Here is a 16,938-nt window from a genome sequence, read left to right as displayed (position 1 = left end):
CGTCCCGGTGACCGGGACGAACCGCCCCGCCGGGGGCCGTACCCGGCTTAGCGTCGCGGTCGAGCATTCGCATGGGAGGACACACAGTGGTGGACTGGAACGACGAGGTCGACGTGGTGGTCGCGGGTTCGGGCGGCGGCCTGGCCGGTGCCTATACCGCGGCCCGTGAGGGATTGTCGGTGGCGGTCGTCGAGGCGACCGACAAGTTCGGCGGCACGACCGCCTACAGCGGTGGCGGCGGCGTGTGGTTCCCGTGCAACCCGGTGCTGCGCAGGGCGGGCACCGACGACACGATCGAGGACGCGCTCACCTACTACCACGCGGTGGTGGGCGACCGCACACCCCGCGAACTGCAGGAAACGTATGTCCGCCGGGGCGCCGACCTCATCGAGTACCTGGAGCAGGACGAGCATTTCGACTTCCAGATGCTGCCCTGGCCGGACTACTTCGGCAAGGCGCCCAAGGCGCGGCTGGACGGGCAACGCCACATCATGCCCACGCCGCTGCCCGCCGCGGCGCTGGGCGAACTGCGCGAGCAGCTGCGCGGCCCGCTGGACACCGACCGGCTCGGCGCGCCGCTGCCGGATCTGCTGATCGGCGGCCAGGCGCTGATCGGGCGGTTCCTGCTGGCGCTGTCGTCGTTCCCGCACGTGCGGCTCTACCGGGAGACGCCGCTGGTGGAGCTGGTGGTCGAGGACGGTGCGGTGATCGGCGCGATCACCGAACGCGCCGGCGAGCGGTTCGCGATCCGGGCCCGCAAGGGCGTGGTGCTGGCCGCGGGCGGCTTCGAGCAGAACGACGAACTGCGCACGCAGTACGGCGTGCCCGGGCAGGCCCGCGACACGATGGGGCCGTGGGGCAACCTGGGCAAGGCCCATCAAGCGGGTATCGCCGCGGGCGCCGACACCGATCTGATGGACCAGGCGTGGTGGTCGCCGGGCCTGACCCACCCGGACGGACGGTCGGCGTTCGCGCTGTGGTTCACCGGTGGCATCTTCGTCGACCAGCACGGCGAACGGTTCGTCAACGAGTCCGCGCCCTACGACCGGATCGGCCGGGCGATCATCGAGCGGATCGAGTCCGGCGCGATGACGCTGCCCTACTGGATGATCTACGACGACAAAGAGGGCGAGGTGCCCCCGGTCAAGGCCACCAACGTGTCGATGGTGGAGACCGCGAAGTACGTCGAGGCGGGGCTCTGGCACACCGCCGACACCCTGCCCGAACTCGCCGCGAAGATCGGCGTGCCCGCCGACGCCCTCGTCGCCACCGTCGAGCGGTTCAACGGTTTCGCCGCCGAGGGCGTCGACCCCGAGTTCGGCCGCGGCGACGAGGCCTACGACCGCGCCTTCTCCCAGGGCGAATCGCCGCTGGTCGCCATCGACAAGGGCCCCTTCCACGCCGCCGCGTTCGGCCTCTCGGATCTGGGCACCAAGGGCGGCCTGCGCACCGACACCGCCGCCCGGGTGCTCGGCCGCGACGGCACCCCGATCCCCGGCCTGTACGCGGCCGGCAACACCATGGCCGCGGTGAGCGGCACCGTCTATCCCGGCGGTGGCAACCCCATCGGCGCGTCCATGCTCTTCAGCCACCTGGCCGTGCGCGACATCCTCGGCCGCTGACCACCTTTGACCAGTAAGGAGCCCCCCATGGCATCCGCAGACGACATCCGTGCCGCGGTCCGCCGCTATCTCGACACCGTCGCCACCGGCACCGCCGCCGAGATCGCCGCCCTCTACGCCGAGGACGCCACGGTCGAGGATCCGGCGGGCACGCCCGCCCACGTCGGCCGCGCCGCCATCGAGAAGTTCTACAGCGCACTCGAATCCACCCGCCGCAGCACCGAACTGCTGACCGTGCGGGTGGCCGGTGACAGTGCCGCCTTCGCCTTCCGCGTGGTCACCGAGACCGGTGACCAGCGCATCACCATCGACCCCATCGACGTCATGACCTTCGACGAGCAGGCCCGCATCACCAGCATGCGCGCCTACTGGTCCCCCGACGACATCACGATGGGCTGAGCACCCCACCGAAGGAGAAGCCATGCAGGAGATCCGCTGCGCCACCTGCGCCAACCGCGTCCTCGTCGAGAAGTTCAGCCCGAGCCACACCAGCGTCCAGTGGCTCGACGAGGCCGAAGCCGCCTGCCCGGAGTTCGCCCGGCGGGCGGCGCTGGGCGAATCGAGCAAGTGGATCCCGACCTGCGGGGCGCTGCGCGATTCCATCGACCGGGCGGTGCTGGACGGGGTGTTGTCCACCCGAGAACTGCGCCACGAACCGGTGCCGGGTCGCCTCGGCTGAACCCCGCCGTCGCCTCGGCGGCACCGCACTCCGCGGAGCCGTCGGTGTGTCGGCGGGGTATATCCCCCCGCCCGGCGCCGTTCGCGCAACCCGAGACGGGACCGCGCGCACCGCGCCGCTGGTGGTCGCGCCGATCGCCGCGGTGACCGGGCTGCCGGGCCGTCGATCGGCGGTGCCGCTGTACATCTACCACGGCGACCAGGAGTTCCGGCTGCCCGCCGAGGGCGCCCGCACCCGGCATCGGGAACAGTGCGCCCTCGGCGCGGCGTCGGTCCATCGCGGGGTGCCGAAGCACCGCACCGGACCCACGCCGAGCATGGAGCCGAATACCCTTGTGCCGCAACGGCTCAGCGCTGGGTGCTGCCCGCGTCGATGGGGAGGGCGACCGCGGTGATGTAGCGGGCCTCGTCGGAGGCCAGGAACAGCGACGCGTTGGCGATGTCGAGCGGATCGACCCAGGGAATCGGCAGCATGTTCATGCTCACCGCGGCTTCGGCGAACTCCGCGCGGGTCGGGTTCTCCCGGTCGGGGCGGAAGACCTTGCGCACCATGTCGTTCTGGATCATCGGCGTGTCCACGTTGGTGGGGTGCACGGAATTGACCCGGACATGGTGCGGCGCGAGCTCTTTCGCCAGCGAACGGGCCAGCCCGACGACGCCGTGTTTGGCGGCGGTGTAGTGCGCCACGCCGACCAGTCCGCGCAGGCCGGCGATGGAACTGGTGAGGATCATGGCACCGCCGCCGCGCTCGATCAGGTGCGGAGTGGCGGCCTTACAGGTCTGCCAGACGCCGGTGAGGTTGACATCCAGCATGGTTTGCCAGGCCTGCTCGCTCAGTTCGAGCGCGGGCGCGCTGGAGGTGATGCCCGCTGTCGCGCAGACGATGTCGAGACCGCCGAGCTCGGCGACCGCCGCGTCGGTGGCCGCGCGCAGGGCCGCGCCGTCACGCACGTCGACGGTCGCCGCGACCACCCGGGCGCCGGTCTTCTCGACCGCGCGCGCCGTCTCGTCCAGATCCGCCCGGGTGGCCGGTGGGATGATCACCGTCTCCACGGGCCCGCACAGGTCGAGGGCGACGATGTCGGCGCCCTCCTGTGCCAGCCGCACCGCCTGGGCCCGGCCTATGCCCCGCGCCGCGCCGGTGACCAGCGCGACCTTGCCCGAAACTCGTCCCATCTCACACCTTCTGGGTCAGTCCGGCATCGACGACGAGCTCGGTCCCGGTGACGGTCCTGGCCTCGTCGGATGCGAGAAACAACACGGCATTGGCGACGTCGACCGGGTCCACCCAGGGCACCGGCAGCAGGGTGCGCTGGGCCAGCACGGCGGCGGCGTCGTCGATCGTGGGCTGCGCGAGATCGGGGCGCAGCTTGGCGTACACGGTCTCGTTGAGGATCATCGGCGTGGCGACCGAGCCCGGGTGCACGAGATTCACCCGGATGCCGCGCGGGCCGAGTTCGTTGGCCAGGGTGCGGGCCAGACCGACGACGGCGTGCTTGCTGGCCGCGTAATGGGCCGCGTTCGCACCGCCGCGCACACCGTTGGTGGAGCCGACGATCACGATGGCCGCACGCTCGGCCAAGTGCGCCGCGGCGGCTCGGACGGTGTGCCACACACCGGTCAGGTTGACGTCGAGGGTGCGCTGCCAGGCCGCGTCGGTCAGCTCCCAGGAGGGCCCGAGATCGGTGTAGACGCCCGCATTGGCGACCACCACGTCCAGCGTGCCCAGCGCGCGCACGCCCGCGGCGATCGCGGTGTCGAGCGCGGTCTGATCACGGACGTCGGCGACCGCGGTGACACATCGCCGCCCCAGTTCGGTCACCGCCGCGGCGGTGCCGTCGAGGTCGGCGCCCGCGACGTCGAGGGCGATGATGTCGGCGCCCTCCTCGGCCAGCCTACGGCAGTGCGCGCGGCCCATTCCCCCGGCCGCGCCGGTCACCACCGCGACCTTGTCCTGCATGCGATTCATCGGGTTCTCCCGGTCTGTCGACTGTTCACGCCGTGACGCTAGGGGCGCGCCGGTCCGGGCGGTCCCGGCTCGTCCCGGTGAGTGGACGCCTCCCGCGGGCGTCCCGGGCATCGGGCGCGGCGGCCGCGGCGGCCCCGTCCGGGGCGGTCCGGTCAGTGCGGCCGCGCGCCGAGCAGGTCGAGCGCGAATTCGCCGTATTGCGCGGCGATCTGCTCGGGGGTGGCGGGGCCGCGCTCACGGAACCACTGGGCGATGCCCGTGCACATGGTCGCGATCGCGCGCCCGGCGGCCTTGGGATGCGGAGTGGTGATCAGCCCGGCGGCGCGGCCCGCCTCGATCTCCTCGTCCAGCAGGTGTTGGAGTTCGGTGCGGGAGCGGGCGATGCGGGCGCGGTCGGCGGGCAGCAGGCTGCGCATCTCGCTCGCGCCGATGAAGCCGAGTTCCCTGCGGTGACTGTGGAACAGCGCCAGCGCTTCGACGATCAGCCGCACCCGCTCGACCGCGTCGCGCCCCTCGGCCCGGGCGGCGCGCACCCGCCAGTGCAGTTCGCCCATGGTGAGGTCGAGGATGCGCACCAGCAGGTCCTGCTTGTCGCGGTACCGGTGGTAGAGGCCGGGCACGCTGGTGCCCGCGCGATCGGCCAGCGCGCGCACCGTGGTGCCGTGGTAGCCGATGTCGACGAAGGAGGCGATGGCGGCGGTCAGCACCGGGTCGGCGTCCAGCGGACCGAATTCGCGCCACGCGCCGTGCTCGGCGGGCGCAGGCCGGCCCGGCGCGACGGCGGGTGGACCGCCGAGCAGCCGGGCCGGGGACACCCCCAGCGCCTCGGCCAGCCGCGCCAACCGGGCCACCGACAATCCGGTGCGGCCGTTCTCCACGGCGCTGAGGGTGGCCGGGCTGACCTCGATGCGCCGGGCCAGTTCGCGCAACGACAGCCCGGCGGCCCGGCGGGCGGCCCGGATCGCCTCGTGCGGCGGCAGCGTCGGCCGGTCATCCATGTGTTCAGAATATCCGAACACCCGGCGACCTCGGTCGACGGCGTTCGAGGCCGGTCTTCGAGGGCATTTGACACGAAACCGGTACCGGTGGGACTGTTCACTCGGAGCGATCGCTCGGTCTCCGGACAGCGGTCCTCCCTACCGCGAGGAGGAGTTGCGATGCCGATCGACCTGACCTATTCCGCCGACGTCGAAGACCTGGTGGAGCGCACTCGCGCGTTCGTGCGGGAGACGGTGCTGCCGGTCGAGGACGAGCACGGCGGCGACATCACCGCGGCCGGTGGCGACGAACTGCGGGTCCGGTTGCAGGAGCAGGCGCGTCGGGCGGGCGTGTTCGCCCCGCACGCACCGGTCGAGTACGGCGGGCTCGGGCTGTCGATGTCGGATCGCGCGCCGGTGTTCGAGGAGGCCGGATACTCGCTGTTCGGGCCCACCGCGCTCAACATCGCCGCGCCCGACGAGGGCAACGTGCACATGCTCGCCCACATCGCCGATCCGGACCAGAAGGCGCAGTACCTGGAACCGCTGGCGCGCGGCGACCTGCGCTCGGCCTTCGCCATGACCGAACCGGCGCCCGGCGCGGGCTCCGACCCGGCCGCGCTGGCCACCCGCGCCGACAAGGTCGCGGGCGGCTGGCGGATCAACGGCCACAAGCACTTCATCACCGGCGCCGACGGGGCCGGGTTCTTCATCGTCATGGCGCGCACCTCCGGCGAGCCGGGCGTGCGCGGCGGCGCGACCATGTTCCTCGCCCCGGCCGACACCCCCGGCCTGCGGGTCGGGCGCCACATCACCACCCTGGACCGCGCGATGATCGGCGGCCACTGCGAGGTGTTCTTCGAGGATGTGTTCGTCCCCGACGCGGCGGTGCTCGGCGCGGTCGACCGCGGTTTCGAGTACGCGCAGGTGCGGCTGGGCCCCGCCCGGATGACGCACGTGATGCGCTGGCTGGGCGCCGCCCGGCGCGGCCACGACATCGCCGTCGCGCACGTCGCCGAGCGTGCCGGTTTCGGATCGCGGATCGGCGATCTGGGCATGGCGCAGAAGATGATCGCCGACAACGAGATCGACATCGCCGCGACCCGTGCGCTGCTGGTGCGCGCGTGCTGGGAGCTGGACCGGGGCGAGCACGCGGGCAACGCCACCTCGATCGCGAAGACCTATGCGGCCGAGGCGATCTTCCGCATCGTCGACCGCGCCATCCAGCTGTGTGGCGGCCTCGGTGTCTCCGACGACCTGCCGCTGGCCCGGCTCTCCCGCGAGGTGCGTCCGTTCCGCATCTACGACGGGCCCTCGGAGGTGCACCGCTGGGCCATCGCCAAGCGCGCCGTCGGGGCTGCCCGCCGCGCCGCCGGCTGACGCCGCGCGCTCACCGGGCCGTCGCGGTCAGATCAGCCCGAGCTTGCTCGCCTCGTAGACCGCGCCGGCCCGGGTGGACGCCGAGAGTTTGCGCATGATGTTGCGCACATGGAACTTCACGGTGGTCTCGGAGATGTAGAGCCGCCCGCCGATCTCGCGGTTGCTCATCCCGCGGGCGAGCAGCTCGAGCACCTTCGTCTCGCGGTCGGTGAGCGTCGGTTCCTCGGGTGCGGTGCGGATGGTGCGCATCATCACCGAGGCCGAGCGCGGGTCGAAGGCGCTCTCGTCGCGGGCGACCGCGCGGATCGAGGACACCAACGCGGTGGTGTCGACGTCCTTGAGCACGTAGCCCTTGGCGCCGCGGTGGATCGCCTCGAGCACCAGCGCGTCGTCGAGGAAGGTGGTGAGCACCAGCACCCCGGCCTGCGGGAAGCGGCGGGTCAGCTCCGAGCACACCTCCAAGCCCTCGATGTCGGAGCCGGTGCTGAGTTTCAGGTCCAGCAGCACGATGTCGGGGTGCTGCTGGGCCACCACGGTCATCGCCTCGGCCGCGCTGGACGCCTCACCGACGACATGCATGTCCTGTTCCCGGTCCAGGATGAACCGCAGGCCCTGCCGCACGATCGCGTGGTCGTCGATGAGCACGATCCGCAGCCGGCGCGTCTGCGGGCGGGTGACGGCCGCCGCCGCACTCACTGCCATGCCTGGCTCCTTCCGTCGGTGGGGATCGGCAACGGGATGTCGAACCGCAGCATGATCCCGCCCAGCGGGGACCGCCGGATCGACATCACCCCGCCGAGTTCCTCGGCCCGCACCCGCATGTTCGCCAGCCCCCGGTGCGCACCGGCCAGGTCCGCGGTCGCGGTGACCCGCAACATCTTCCGCAACTGCGCCGGGTCGCCGTCACCGTCGTCGGAGATGGTGAGCACCAGCCGGTCCGGGTAGTAGCGCAGCCGCACGTCGGAGTGGAAGGCGTCGGTGTGGGCGACGGTGTTGAACAGCGCCTCCCCGGTGATCCGCAGCAGCGAGTGCTCGGCCTCGCCGGGCAGCGGCACCGGATCACCGACCACACTGACCTGCACTTTCAGATCGCTGGGCAGGTGCACGCCGGACAGCTGCTCGAGCAGCACCGGCAGCGAGCCCGGCTGTTCGTCGGCGGTGCGGTGCAGCGCGTAGATGGCCGCGCGCAGCCGCTCGACCGCGTGCCGGGTGAGATCGCGGGCGGCGGAGAGCTTTTCGACGATCTCGTCGTCCACCCCCGGGGTGCCGGCCAGTTCGGAACGGCAGATCTCGATGGTCATGCCCGCCGACAGCACGTCCTGGGTGACGCTGTCGTGCAGTTCGCGGGCGATGCGGTGGCGCTCGTCGTCGAGGGCCTGCCGCTGGCGGGCGTCCACCAGCCGCTGCTGCACCTCGGCGAGTTCGGCGTCCCGGGCGGCCAGGTCGCGGGCGCGCTGGGCGGCGGCCTCGCTCAGTTCGGCGGTGCGGCCGCGCAGCCGGGTGGTGGCGTGCAGGAGGAAGGCGTTGTGCAGGGCGACCGCGACCTGGTTGGCCAGCACCCGCAGGATCGCCAGGTCGGTGTCGCCGATCTCCACGTCGCGGCCGGGCAGTCCGGCGATGCCGCCGATCGGTTCGCCGTCGAGGGTCATCGCGACCCGCACCACGCAGCCGTCGGCCAGGTCCTCGGCCTCCCACGGGCGGGTCCGCAGCACCCGCAGGTGCGGGATCACATCCGGTGGCAGCGCGTGCTCGTCTTCGATGAGGCCGTCGCCGCCCAGCAGCAGGAACCGGGGGCTGGCCGCGCGCAGCGCGCCGTCGGAGACCGCGACCAGCAGCCAGTCGGCCTGCAGATGGTCGGCGGCGGCGCGCAGCACCGCTTCGACCAGGCCGCGCGGGCCCTCGGCGGTGCGCACCAGGGCGCGCGAGATCCGGTCCAGCGCGCGCACCGCGTGCTCGAGCCGTTCGGCCGACCGCACGTAGGCCGGGTAGTAGGTGCGTTTGCCCGAGCGCACACCGGTCAGCACCCCGAGGTCGGCGGAACCGTGCAGCCCCGTCATCGCCGGCCTCACAACGCCTCGCGGAACAGCTCCGCGATGCTCTCGGCGTCGGGCACGCGCGGGTTGGTCGCCAGGCAGGCGTCGTTGAGGGTGGTGCGGGCCATCGTCGGGATGTCGGCTTCGGTCACACCCAACGCGGCCAGCCCGCGCGGCACCCCGATCTCGTCGGCCAGCGCGCGGATCCGCTCGGCCAGCAGCTCGGCCACCTCGGCGGCGGGCTTGCGTGCCACGTCGATCCCGACGGCGGCGGCCAACGGCACGTACGGGGTCGGGTCGGCGGCGGCGTTGAAGCGGATGCAGTGCGGCAGCAGGATGCCGTTGAGCACGCCGTGCGGGGCGTCGAGCAGCCCGCCCACCTGGTGACTCATGGCGTGGGTGATCCCGAGGATGGCGTTGGTGAAGGCCATGCCCGCCTGCAACGCGCCGTGCGCCATCGCGATGCGCGGTTCGGCCAGGCGCGGGTGCGTCATGGTGCGGCGCAGGTTGCTGGTGATCAGGTGCGCGGCGTGCAGGGCGTGATGGTCGGTGAGCTGGTTGTGCGCGCGCGAGACGTAGGACTCGATCGCGTGCGTGAGCGCGTCCAGTCCGGTGGCGGCGTTGAGGTCGTCGGGCATGGTGATCAGCAGCCGCGGGTCGACGATCGACACGTCGGGCACGAGTGTCCGGCTGATGATGGTGATCTTGGTGCGCTGGGTGGTGTCGGTGACGATGGCGAACTGCGACACGTCCGCGCCGGTGCCGGAGGTCGAGGGCACCATGACCAGCGGCGGGATCGGCTGGGTCACCCGGTCCACGCCCTCGTAGTCGAGGATCGCGCCGCCGTTGCCGGCCAGGATCGCCACCCCCTTGGCCGCGTCGATACTGGAACCGCCGCCGACCGCGATCACGACGTCGCTGCCGGTCGCCAGGTAGTGCTCGTAGGCGGCGGTGATCTCGTGGTCCTTCGGGTTCGGTGTGATCGTCGACCACACCACCGGATGCAGGCCGACCTGCTGCAGGTGCCCGGTCGCCTCGGCGACCCACCCGGACTCGATGATGCCGGGATCGGTGACCAGGAACGGCCGCCGCGCGCCCACCCGCCGCGCGCAATGCCCCAGTTCACCCATCGCGCCCGGCCCGAACACGACCTCGGGGGTGTGGAATTTCGCCAGCTGCGGGGCGGCGGTGGCGCTCACCGTGTCCGGCTCCCACGGCCCGCTCAGTTCCACCTCGGAGGCCGCCGGATCGGCGGCGGGGAGGTCGGTGCGGGTCCGGGTGCGCAATACCGGATCGGTCGGAACACCCGGTACGGGTCGCGTCAGCTGGGCCACGACAACTCCTCACTCCACTCACCCGGCGTCCCTGCCGGGCGATACCAGGCTAACCCCGATGTGAGAGCGGACACACCGTGCGTCCGTCCAGGCCGCACCTACCCGATCGGACAGGGAGGCCCAGCACCCGGACCCGCGCCCTCCGGTGGGCGGGGCGGCGGCCCCCTACGAACGGGCGGGTTCGCGTCGCGATCGGATGGTTGCGCGCCGAGGCGGTTCTCCCCGGCCCCACCCGGCCCTAGCGTCGTGCTCGTCGTCACATCCAGCGAAGAAGGAGCAACCGTGAACGAGCACGTGAACACCGAGTCGATCGAGCAGGACCTGCTGGTCGAGGACGTGTCGATCGACGGAATGTGCGGTGTCTACTGAGGCCCGCCGCTTCGATCCGGCACAGCCGTACCGCCTCGCGCCGTCGGTGGCGGTACGGCCGGAGCCGTTCGGGGCGCTGCTCTACGACTACACGACCCGGCGCCTGTCGTTCCTGAAGACGCCGACGCTGGTGCGGGTGGTCCAGTCGCTGGCCACCCAGCCCGCGGCCTCGGCGGCGTTGACCGCGGCGGCGATCCCGGTCCCCGAGCGGCCGCGCTATCTGGCCGCACTGGCCGAGCTGGCCGCGGCCGGCACCATTCAGCTCCGCTCTCCGGCGTGAGCGGCACAGGAGGAATGCCATGAGATTGGTCGAGCACTTCAAGCACGGGCTGGCGGCGCCGATCTGCCTGACCTGGGAGCTCACCTACGCCTGCAATCTGGCGTGCGAGCACTGCCTGTCCTCGTCGGGCCGGCGCGACCCGCGCGAGCTGAGCACCGAGGAGTGCAAGGCGGTCATCGACGAGCTGCAGCGGATGCAGGTCTTCTACGTCAACATCGGCGGCGGTGAGCCGACGGTCCGGCCGGACTTCTGGGAGCTGCTCGACTACTCCCTCGACCATCAGGTCGGGGTCAAGTTCTCCACCAACGGCGTGCGGCTGACCCCGCAGCGGGCGCGCATGCTCGCCGCCACCGACTACGTCGACGTGCAGATCTCCATCGACGGCGCCACCGCCGAGGTCAACGACGCCGTCCGCGGACCGGGCTCGTTCGCGATGGCCTATCGGGCAATGGGCAACCTCGCCGACGCCGGGTTCGAGAATTTCAAGATCTCGGTGGTGATGACCCGCCACAACGTCGGCCAGCTCGACGAGTTCAAGGCCATCGCCGACCGCTTCGGCGCCCAACTGCGCATCACCCGACTGCGGCCCTCCGGCCGCGGCGCCGACGTCTGGGACGAGCTGCATCCCACCGCCGAGCAGCAGCTGCGCATCTACGACTGGCTCATCGACAACGGCGAGAACGTGCTGACCGGAGACTCGTTCTTCCACCTCAACGCCCTGGGCTCCACTCCCCTGCCCGGATTGAACCTGTGCGGGGCCGGCCGGGTGGTGTGCCTGATCGACCCGGTCGGCGACGTCTACGCCTGCCCCTTCGCCATCCACGACGAATTCCTGGCAGGCAACGTCCGCGACCCCGGCGGCTTCGAGTCGGTGTGGAACACCTCCGAGCTGTTCGAGCGGTTGCGGCAGCCGCAGACCGGCGGCGCGTGCACCGCCTGCCCCGCCTACGACTCCTGCCAGGGCGGCTGCATGGCGGCGAAGTTCTTCACCGGCCTGCCGCTGGACGGCCCCGACCCCGAATGTGTGCGCGGCAACGCCGAATTCGCGCTCGCCACGGTCGGCGCCGACAGCGCGCCCAAGCCGGACAAGGACCACTCCCGGCGCGCGCCCGCCCGGCCGCGCGCGGTCGCCCTCGGCCTGCCCGGCCTGCGCGTCCCCGACCGCGCCTGCGACACCAGCCCCATTTCCGGAATCCACTGAACACGAGGACTTTTCATGGCAAGCACCAAGGACTGGTTCGAGACCGTCGCCGAGGCGCAGGAACGCGCGAAGAAGCGCGTGCCCGAGCCGGTGTACCGCGCGCTGCTGGCCGGCTCACAGGCCGGGGTGACGCTGGCCGACAACACCGCCGCCTTCGCCGAACTGGGTTTCCGCCCGCACATCGCCGACCTGCCGCCCGTGCGTTCCCAGGCGACCACGGTGCTGGGGCAGGAGATCTCGCTGCCGGTGATCATCTCCCCCACCGGTGTGCAGGCCGTCGACCCGCACGGCGAGGTCGGCGTGGCGCGGGCCGCCGCGGCCTCCGGGACCGCGATGGGCCTGTCGTCGTTCGCGTCCAAGCCGATCGAGGACGTGATCGCGGCGAACGAGAAGGTCTTCTTCCAGATCTACTGGCTCGGCGACAAGGACGCGATGCTGGCCAGGCTCGACCGCGCCAAGCGGGCCGGGGCCAAGGGCCTCATCGTCACCCTGGACTGGGTGTTCGCCACCGCGCGCGACTGGGGCAGCCCGCCGCTGCCCGAGCGCATCGACGTGCGCACCGCCATCCGGTTCGCCCCGCGGGTGCTCACCCGACCCGGCTGGCTGTGGCGGTTCCTGCGCGCCGGCGCCCTGCCCGACCTGACCACCCCGAACCTGGTCGGCGCGGGCGAGACCGGCCCCACGTTCTTCGGCGCGTACGGCGAGTGGATGGGCACGCCGCCGCCGACCTGGGCCGATCTCGCCTGGCTGCGCGAGCAGTGGAGTGGCCCGCTGCTGATCAAGGGCATCACCCACCCCGACGACGCCCGCCGCGCCGTCGACATCGGCGCCACCGCCATCTCGGTCTCCAATCACGGCGGCAACAACCTCGATTCCACGCCCGCCGCGATCCGCCTGCTGCCCGGGATCGCCGAGGCCGTGGGCGATCAGCTCGAGGTGCTGCTCGACGGCGGCGTGCGGCGCGGCAGCGACGTGGTCAAGGCCGTGGCGCTGGGCGCGCGGGCGGTGATGATCGGCAGGCCGTACCTTTGGGGCATGGCGGCCGGCGGCGAACGCGGTGTGCACAACGTGCTCGAAATCCTGCGCCAGGGCATCGATTCCACGCTGTACGGGCTCGGCCGCGCCGACATCCACGACGTGCGCGCCGAGGACGTGCTCGTGCCGGACGGGTTCCGCCGGGGGCTGTGACGGTGGGAGTTCTCGCGCGGCGGATCGTGCTCGACCGCTCGGTGCATCGCTTCGACCGGGGCCGGGTGCTGCTCGGCGGGTCGCCGATGCGGTTGGTGCGGCTGTCCGCCGCCGGGGCGCGGCTGCTCGCCGGGTGGGTGGACGGCGGGCCGATCGGGGCGGACGAGGGGTCGGCCCGCTTGTTGCGCCGCCTGCTCGACTCCGGGCTGGTGCATCTGGTCGCGGCGCCGGGCAGCCGCTCGCCCGACGAGGTCACGCTCGTCGTGCCCGTCAAGGACAACCCGGCCGGACTGGCGCGGCTGCTCGCCGCCACCACCGAGTTCGCGCATCGGGTGATCGTGGACGACGGGTCGGCCGACGCCGTGCCCACCGCCACGATCCGGCACCCGCGCCCGCTCGGACCCGCCGCCGCGCGCAATGCCGGGTGGCGGCGGGCCACGACCGAGTTCGTCGCCTTCGTCGACTCGGATGTGGTGCCCCGGCCGGGATGGCTGGACTCGGCGCTGGCCCTGTTCGACGATCCGCGGGTCGCGGCGGTGGCGCCCCGGGTGACGAGCCCGCCCGGCACCGCCGCACCCACGCGCGTCGCCGCCTACGAGGCGAGCCATTCCAGCCTGGACATGGGCGCCGAGCCGGCGGTGGTGCGCCCGCTGAGCCGAGTCGGCTACGTGCCCACCGCCGCCCTGATCGTGCGGCGGGCGGCCCTGGCCGAACTGGGCGGCTTCGACGAGCGACTGCGATTCGGCGAGGACGTCGATGTCGTCTGGCGGTTGACCGACGCCGGACATCTCGTCCGCTACCACCCCGCGGCGGTGGTCACCCACCGCCCGCGCGCCACGCTCGGTTCCTGGTTGCGCCAGCGCTACGACTACGGCACCTCCGCCGCCCCGCTGGCCCGCCGCCATCCCGGGCGGCTCGCCTGCGCGCGGGTGAGCGCCTGGCACGCGCTGTCGTGGGGCGCGCTGGTCGTCGCGCTCGGCCCGGCCAGCCCCGACCGTGCCGCCCGCGGATTGCGCCGCGCCGCCCGCTCGCCCGTGCTGCGCGGGTCGGCCGTCGTCGTCCCGGCCCTCGTCGCCACCGCGCTGCCCGCCCGGCGGTTGCGCGGACGCGGCGTGCCCACCGCGGCGGCGCTGGCCGTGGGTGCCGGCGGTCACCTCGCGGCCGGACTCGCCCTGGCCGACGCCGTGCGCCGGACCTGGTGGCCGGTGCTCATGGGCACCCGGCTCGGCCGCCGCCTCGTCCTGCTGAGCCTGCTGCCGTGCCTGGTGGAGGCGCTGCGTGGGCGCCGGGGCCCGGCGTGGTTCGCGATGCGGCTCGCCGACCAGGCCGCCTACTCGCTGGGCGTGTGGGTCGGTTGCCTGCGGGCGCGGACCGCGGCACCGCTGCTGCCCGACCTGCGTGTCGGCACCGGCGCGCGTCCGGGCAGGGCCGCGCCGTCGACCCCGCTGCGCGCGAGCGCATCCCGTCCTCGCGTCGACCGACCGGCACAGGCCGCGTCGTAGCCGCGCATGGTTCCGCCCGGGTCACCGACCGCCGAACTCGTGCTCACCGCGCCGCCGAGGGCGGCACCCCGTAGCGCCGGCGATATGCCGCCGCGAACCGGCTCGGGCTGCTGAAGCCCCACCGCGCGGCGACGTCGGCGACCGTGCGGCTCGCCCCGGTGCGCAGCTCGGCGTGCGCGCGGGCGAGCCGGATGTCGCGCAGCGCCGCGGTCGGTGTCGTGCCCAGGTGTTCGGCGAACGCCTCCTGCACCCTGCGCACGCTCGACCCGGCCAGCTCCGCCATCTCGGCGAGTGTCCACGGCCGCGCCGGATCCTCGTGCAGCGCGTCGAGCACCCGTTTGACCGTGCGCGGCCGCATCCGGCCGACCGGATCGTTTTCCTCGGGCATCGCGGCCAGCAGGAATGCGGTCGCCAGGGAGCTGGCGAGCCCGTCGGCCACCAGCGGGTTGGCCAGCAGCTCGGCGGGCTCGTTGAGCTGGGCGGACAGCGTGCGCACCAGACGCAGCCAACTGCGCCGCTCCGGTGTCGCGAAGTCGAGCTGGTGCGGCAGCCGCAGCCGGCCGCGCACGGTCGAGGCGTGGATGCGCTCGGCCTCCCGTTCGAGGAAGTCCGCGGCGAACTTCACCCCCACCACCCGGCAGTCCGCCGACCAGGTCTCGATGAGCGCACGACGGTCGGCGTGGAAGACGGTCGCCTGCCCGGGCTCCGACCAGATCTGCTCGTCACCGGCGGTGGAGACGAGCCTGCCGGTCACCGGGATGTTGATCTCGTACGCGCCCGGATACTCGCAGTCGATGGCCACCTCGGTTCCCCAGGTCAGCCGCCCCACGGTGACCGGGCCGAGGTCGAGACTGCGCATGGTGAGGCCGAGCCGGTCGGGCCGGGCCAGCGGCTCGAGCCGGTGCGGGAAGTACACCTGCTCCACCGCCGCGTGCGCGAGCTCCCAGTCGTGGGTGGCGGTGATGTGGGTGTGCTGCGGCATTGCTCGATCCTCGGCGTCGATCCACTTCTCGTCGGCTGTGACCTGGAGGACATTGTGACCGAAAGGAGACTGCAATCACAGCCGGTCGCGCAAACCGTCTCGGCGTCGCGCAATCGGTGTCGATCCTGCCCGCCCGCCGCGCCAGTATTCCTCCGCACGCCGGATTCGGCAGCCCACGCCGATCGAATTCGACACCGAGGAGAAACAGATGAGCGCCGCGACGAGTTGGATCGAAGACATCACGATGGAGGAACTCGAGCGAAATCCGTACCCGTTCTACGAGCGGCTGCGCCGGGAGGCGCCGCTGGCGTTCATTCCGATTCTGGGCACCTACGCGGCGACCACCAAGGAATTGTGCCGCACCATCGCCAACAGCCCCGATTTCGAAGCGATCATCACCCCCGCGGGCGGGCGGACCTTCGGTCACCCGGCCGTCATCGGCGTCAACGGTGAGATCCACGAGGACCTGCGCTCGATGGTCGACCCCGCCCTGCAGCCCTCCGAGGTCGACCGCTGGGTGGACGGCTTGGTCCGCCCCATCGCGCGGCGCTATCTCGCCGAATTCGAGAACGACGGCCACGCCGACCTGGTCGCCCAGTTCTGCGAACCGGTGAGTGTCCGCGCGCTCGGTGATCTGCTGGGGTTGCGCGACGTCGGCTCCGACAAGTTGCGGGAATGGTTCCACAAATTGTCGAACTCCTTCACCAATGCCGCGATGAACGAGGACGGCACCTTCGCCAACCCGGCGGGTTTCGACCAGGGTGACGAGGCGAAGGCCGAGATCCGCGCGATCGTCGACCCGCTGATCGACCACTGGATCGCCCACCCCGACGACAGCGCCATCTCGCACTGGCTGCACGACGGCATGCCCGAGGGCCAGGTCCGCGACCGCGACTACATCTACCCGACCCTGTATGTGTTCCTGCTCGGCGCCATGCAGGAACCCGGCCACGCGATGGCCTCGACCGTCGCGGGGCTGTTCACCAGGCCCGATCAGCTGGAGCGGGTGATCGACGACCCGGCGCTGATTCCGCGGGCGGTCGCCGAGTCGCTGCGCTGGACCTCCCCGATCTGGTCGGCGACGGCGCGCACCAACACCGTCGACGTCACCATCGACGGCGTCTTCCTGCCCAAGGGTTCGGTGGTCATGATGGCCTACGGTTCGGCCAATCACGACGAGAACGACTACAACGCGCCCTCCGCCTACGACATGGACCGCCCGCCGCTGCCGCACCTGGCCTTCGGCGCCGGTGACCACGCCTGCGCCGGAACCTATTTCGCCAACAAGGTGTGCCAGATCGGCCTGGAGGAATTGTTCGAGGCGATTCCGAACATCGAGCGCGACGACCGCAAGCCGATCGACTTCTGGGGCTGGGGTTTCCGCGGCCCGACCGAACTGCACGTGACGTGGGAGGTGTGAGGC

General features: G+C 72.2%; 17 protein-coding genes. 10 read left to right on the top strand and 7 right to left on the bottom strand.

Going from position 1 to position 16,938, the window contains the following annotated elements:
* Nucleotides 1-71: 71 nt before the first annotated feature.
* The 3 genes from CRM89_RS04350 to CRM89_RS04340 are packed head-to-tail and all read left to right on the top strand — an operon-like array spanning nt 72 to nt 2,301.
* Entirely contained in the window at nt 72-1,622 is a 1,551-nt protein-coding gene (locus tag CRM89_RS04350) for an FAD-binding protein (protein WP_060591943.1), read from the top strand.
* Between the two features lie 27 nt (nt 1,623-1,649).
* A complete protein-coding gene (locus CRM89_RS04345; protein ID WP_011208775.1) occupies nt 1,650-2,021 on the top strand; it encodes a nuclear transport factor 2 family protein in 372 nt (123 codons plus the stop codon).
* Nucleotides 2,022-2,043: 22 nt separating this feature from the next.
* Nucleotides 2,044-2,301, top strand: a complete 258-nt coding sequence (locus CRM89_RS04340) for a hypothetical protein (protein ID WP_011208774.1) — start codon at nt 2,044-2,046, stop codon at nt 2,299-2,301.
* 347 nt (nt 2,302-2,648) lie between these two features.
* Here the strand turns inward: CRM89_RS04340 and CRM89_RS04335 are convergent, their stop codons facing one another.
* The 3 genes from CRM89_RS04335 to CRM89_RS04325 form a co-directional block, all read right to left on the bottom strand.
* On the bottom strand, nt 2,649-3,476 hold the full coding sequence (locus tag CRM89_RS04335) for a mycofactocin-coupled SDR family oxidoreductase (RefSeq protein ID WP_011208773.1): 828 nt from the start codon (nt 3,474-3,476) through the stop codon (nt 2,649-2,651).
* 1 nt (nt 3,477) lies between these two features.
* Nucleotides 3,478-4,269, bottom strand: a complete 792-nt coding sequence (locus CRM89_RS04330; protein WP_060591946.1) for a mycofactocin-coupled SDR family oxidoreductase — start codon at nt 4,267-4,269, stop codon at nt 3,478-3,480.
* Between the two features lie 152 nt (nt 4,270-4,421).
* Nucleotides 4,422-5,267: a helix-turn-helix domain-containing protein gene (locus CRM89_RS04325; protein WP_060591948.1), complete on the bottom strand. Its 846-nt coding sequence runs from the start codon at nt 5,265-5,267 to the stop codon at nt 4,422-4,424.
* Nucleotides 5,268-5,426: 159 nt separating this feature from the next.
* On the opposite strand from CRM89_RS04325, the gene CRM89_RS04320 reads away from it, so the two are divergent.
* Nucleotides 5,427-6,626, top strand: coding sequence for an acyl-CoA dehydrogenase family protein (locus tag CRM89_RS04320; RefSeq protein ID WP_060591950.1), 1,200 nt, complete (start codon nt 5,427-5,429; stop codon nt 6,624-6,626).
* A 27-nt stretch (nt 6,627-6,653) separates the two neighbouring features.
* Here the strand turns inward: CRM89_RS04320 and CRM89_RS04315 are convergent, their stop codons facing one another.
* From CRM89_RS04315 to CRM89_RS04305, 3 genes are read right to left on the bottom strand one after another with little or no spacing between them, the layout of a single operon-like run.
* Complete coding sequence (locus CRM89_RS04315; protein WP_050768003.1) at nt 6,654-7,328, bottom strand: response regulator transcription factor; 675 nt, start codon at nt 7,326-7,328, stop codon at nt 6,654-6,656.
* Entirely contained in the window at nt 7,319-8,683 is a 1,365-nt protein-coding gene (locus tag CRM89_RS04310) for a sensor histidine kinase (protein ID WP_060591952.1), read from the bottom strand. The genes CRM89_RS04315 and CRM89_RS04310 overlap by 10 nt, the downstream gene beginning before the upstream one ends.
* Nucleotides 8,684-8,691: 8 nt before the next feature.
* Nucleotides 8,692-9,891 (bottom strand): iron-containing alcohol dehydrogenase, encoded by a 1,200-nt coding sequence (locus tag CRM89_RS04305; RefSeq protein WP_050768266.1) that lies wholly within the window; start codon nt 9,889-9,891, stop codon nt 8,692-8,694.
* Between the two features lie 348 nt (nt 9,892-10,239).
* Between CRM89_RS04305 and mftA the strand changes: the two genes are divergently transcribed.
* From mftA to mftF, 5 genes are read left to right on the top strand one after another with little or no spacing between them, the layout of a single operon-like run.
* Nucleotides 10,240-10,362, top strand: coding sequence for a mycofactocin precursor MftA (mftA, locus tag CRM89_RS30735; RefSeq protein WP_099421860.1), 123 nt, complete (start codon nt 10,240-10,242; stop codon nt 10,360-10,362).
* Complete coding sequence (gene mftB / locus CRM89_RS04295; RefSeq protein ID WP_011208766.1) at nt 10,352-10,642, top strand: mycofactocin biosynthesis chaperone MftB; 291 nt, start codon at nt 10,352-10,354, stop codon at nt 10,640-10,642. Before mftA ends, mftB begins: the two co-directional genes overlap by 11 nt.
* A gap of 19 nt (nt 10,643-10,661) precedes the next feature.
* Entirely contained in the window at nt 10,662-11,843 is a 1,182-nt protein-coding gene (gene mftC / locus CRM89_RS04290) for a mycofactocin radical SAM maturase (RefSeq protein WP_011208765.1), read from the top strand.
* Between the two features lie 15 nt (nt 11,844-11,858).
* Nucleotides 11,859-13,031, top strand: coding sequence for a pre-mycofactocin synthase MftD (mftD, locus tag CRM89_RS04285; protein WP_011208764.1), 1,173 nt, complete (start codon nt 11,859-11,861; stop codon nt 13,029-13,031).
* A 2-nt stretch (nt 13,032-13,033) separates the two neighbouring features.
* Nucleotides 13,034-14,533 (top strand): mycofactocin biosynthesis glycosyltransferase MftF, encoded by a 1,500-nt coding sequence (gene mftF, locus CRM89_RS04280; RefSeq protein ID WP_229434984.1) that lies wholly within the window; start codon nt 13,034-13,036, stop codon nt 14,531-14,533.
* A gap of 43 nt (nt 14,534-14,576) precedes the next feature.
* On the opposite strand, the gene CRM89_RS04275 is transcribed toward mftF, so the two are convergent.
* A complete protein-coding gene (locus tag CRM89_RS04275; RefSeq protein WP_011208762.1) occupies nt 14,577-15,515 on the bottom strand; it encodes an AraC family transcriptional regulator in 939 nt (312 codons plus the stop codon).
* A 208-nt stretch (nt 15,516-15,723) separates the two neighbouring features.
* Between CRM89_RS04275 and CRM89_RS04270 the strand changes: the two genes are divergently transcribed.
* Nucleotides 15,724-16,935, top strand: coding sequence for a cytochrome P450 (locus CRM89_RS04270; RefSeq protein WP_011208761.1), 1,212 nt, complete (start codon nt 15,724-15,726; stop codon nt 16,933-16,935).
* The last annotated feature ends 3 nt before the right edge of the window (nt 16,936-16,938 follow it).

The organism is Nocardia sp. FDAARGOS_372 (assembly GCF_002554515.1).
GTDB lineage: Bacteria > Actinomycetota > Actinomycetes > Mycobacteriales > Mycobacteriaceae > Nocardia > Nocardia farcinica.
The sequence above is the reverse complement of the archived record's forward strand: the minus strand, read 5'-3'. Positions and strand labels throughout refer to the sequence as shown.

Coding starts and splice junctions, on each gene's coding strand:
- CRM89_RS04350 (WP_060591943.1), top strand. CDS start 72: ATGGGAGGACACACAGTGGTGGACTGGAACGACGAGGTCGACGTGGTG.
- CRM89_RS04345 (WP_011208775.1), top strand. CDS start 1,650: ATGGCATCCGCAGACGACATCCGTGCCGCGGTCCGCCGCTATCTCGAC.
- CRM89_RS04340 (WP_011208774.1), top strand. CDS start 2,044: ATGCAGGAGATCCGCTGCGCCACCTGCGCCAACCGCGTCCTCGTCGAG.
- CRM89_RS04335 (WP_011208773.1), bottom strand. CDS start 3,476: ATGGGACGAGTTTCGGGCAAGGTCGCGCTGGTCACCGGCGCGGCGCGG.
- CRM89_RS04330 (WP_060591946.1), bottom strand. CDS start 4,269: ATGAATCGCATGCAGGACAAGGTCGCGGTGGTGACCGGCGCGGCCGGG.
- CRM89_RS04325 (WP_060591948.1), bottom strand. CDS start 5,267: ATGGATGACCGGCCGACGCTGCCGCCGCACGAGGCGATCCGGGCCGCC.
- CRM89_RS04320 (WP_060591950.1), top strand. CDS start 5,427: ATGCCGATCGACCTGACCTATTCCGCCGACGTCGAAGACCTGGTGGAG.
- CRM89_RS04315 (WP_050768003.1), bottom strand. CDS start 7,328: ATGGCAGTGAGTGCGGCGGCGGCCGTCACCCGCCCGCAGACGCGCCGG.
- CRM89_RS04310 (WP_060591952.1), bottom strand. CDS start 8,683: ATGACGGGGCTGCACGGTTCCGCCGACCTCGGGGTGCTGACCGGTGTG.
- mftC (WP_011208765.1), top strand. CDS start 10,662: ATGAGATTGGTCGAGCACTTCAAGCACGGGCTGGCGGCGCCGATCTGC.
- mftD (WP_011208764.1), top strand. CDS start 11,859: ATGGCAAGCACCAAGGACTGGTTCGAGACCGTCGCCGAGGCGCAGGAA.
- CRM89_RS04275 (WP_011208762.1), bottom strand. CDS start 15,515: ATGCCGCAGCACACCCACATCACCGCCACCCACGACTGGGAGCTCGCG.
- CRM89_RS04270 (WP_011208761.1), top strand. CDS start 15,724: ATGAGCGCCGCGACGAGTTGGATCGAAGACATCACGATGGAGGAACTC.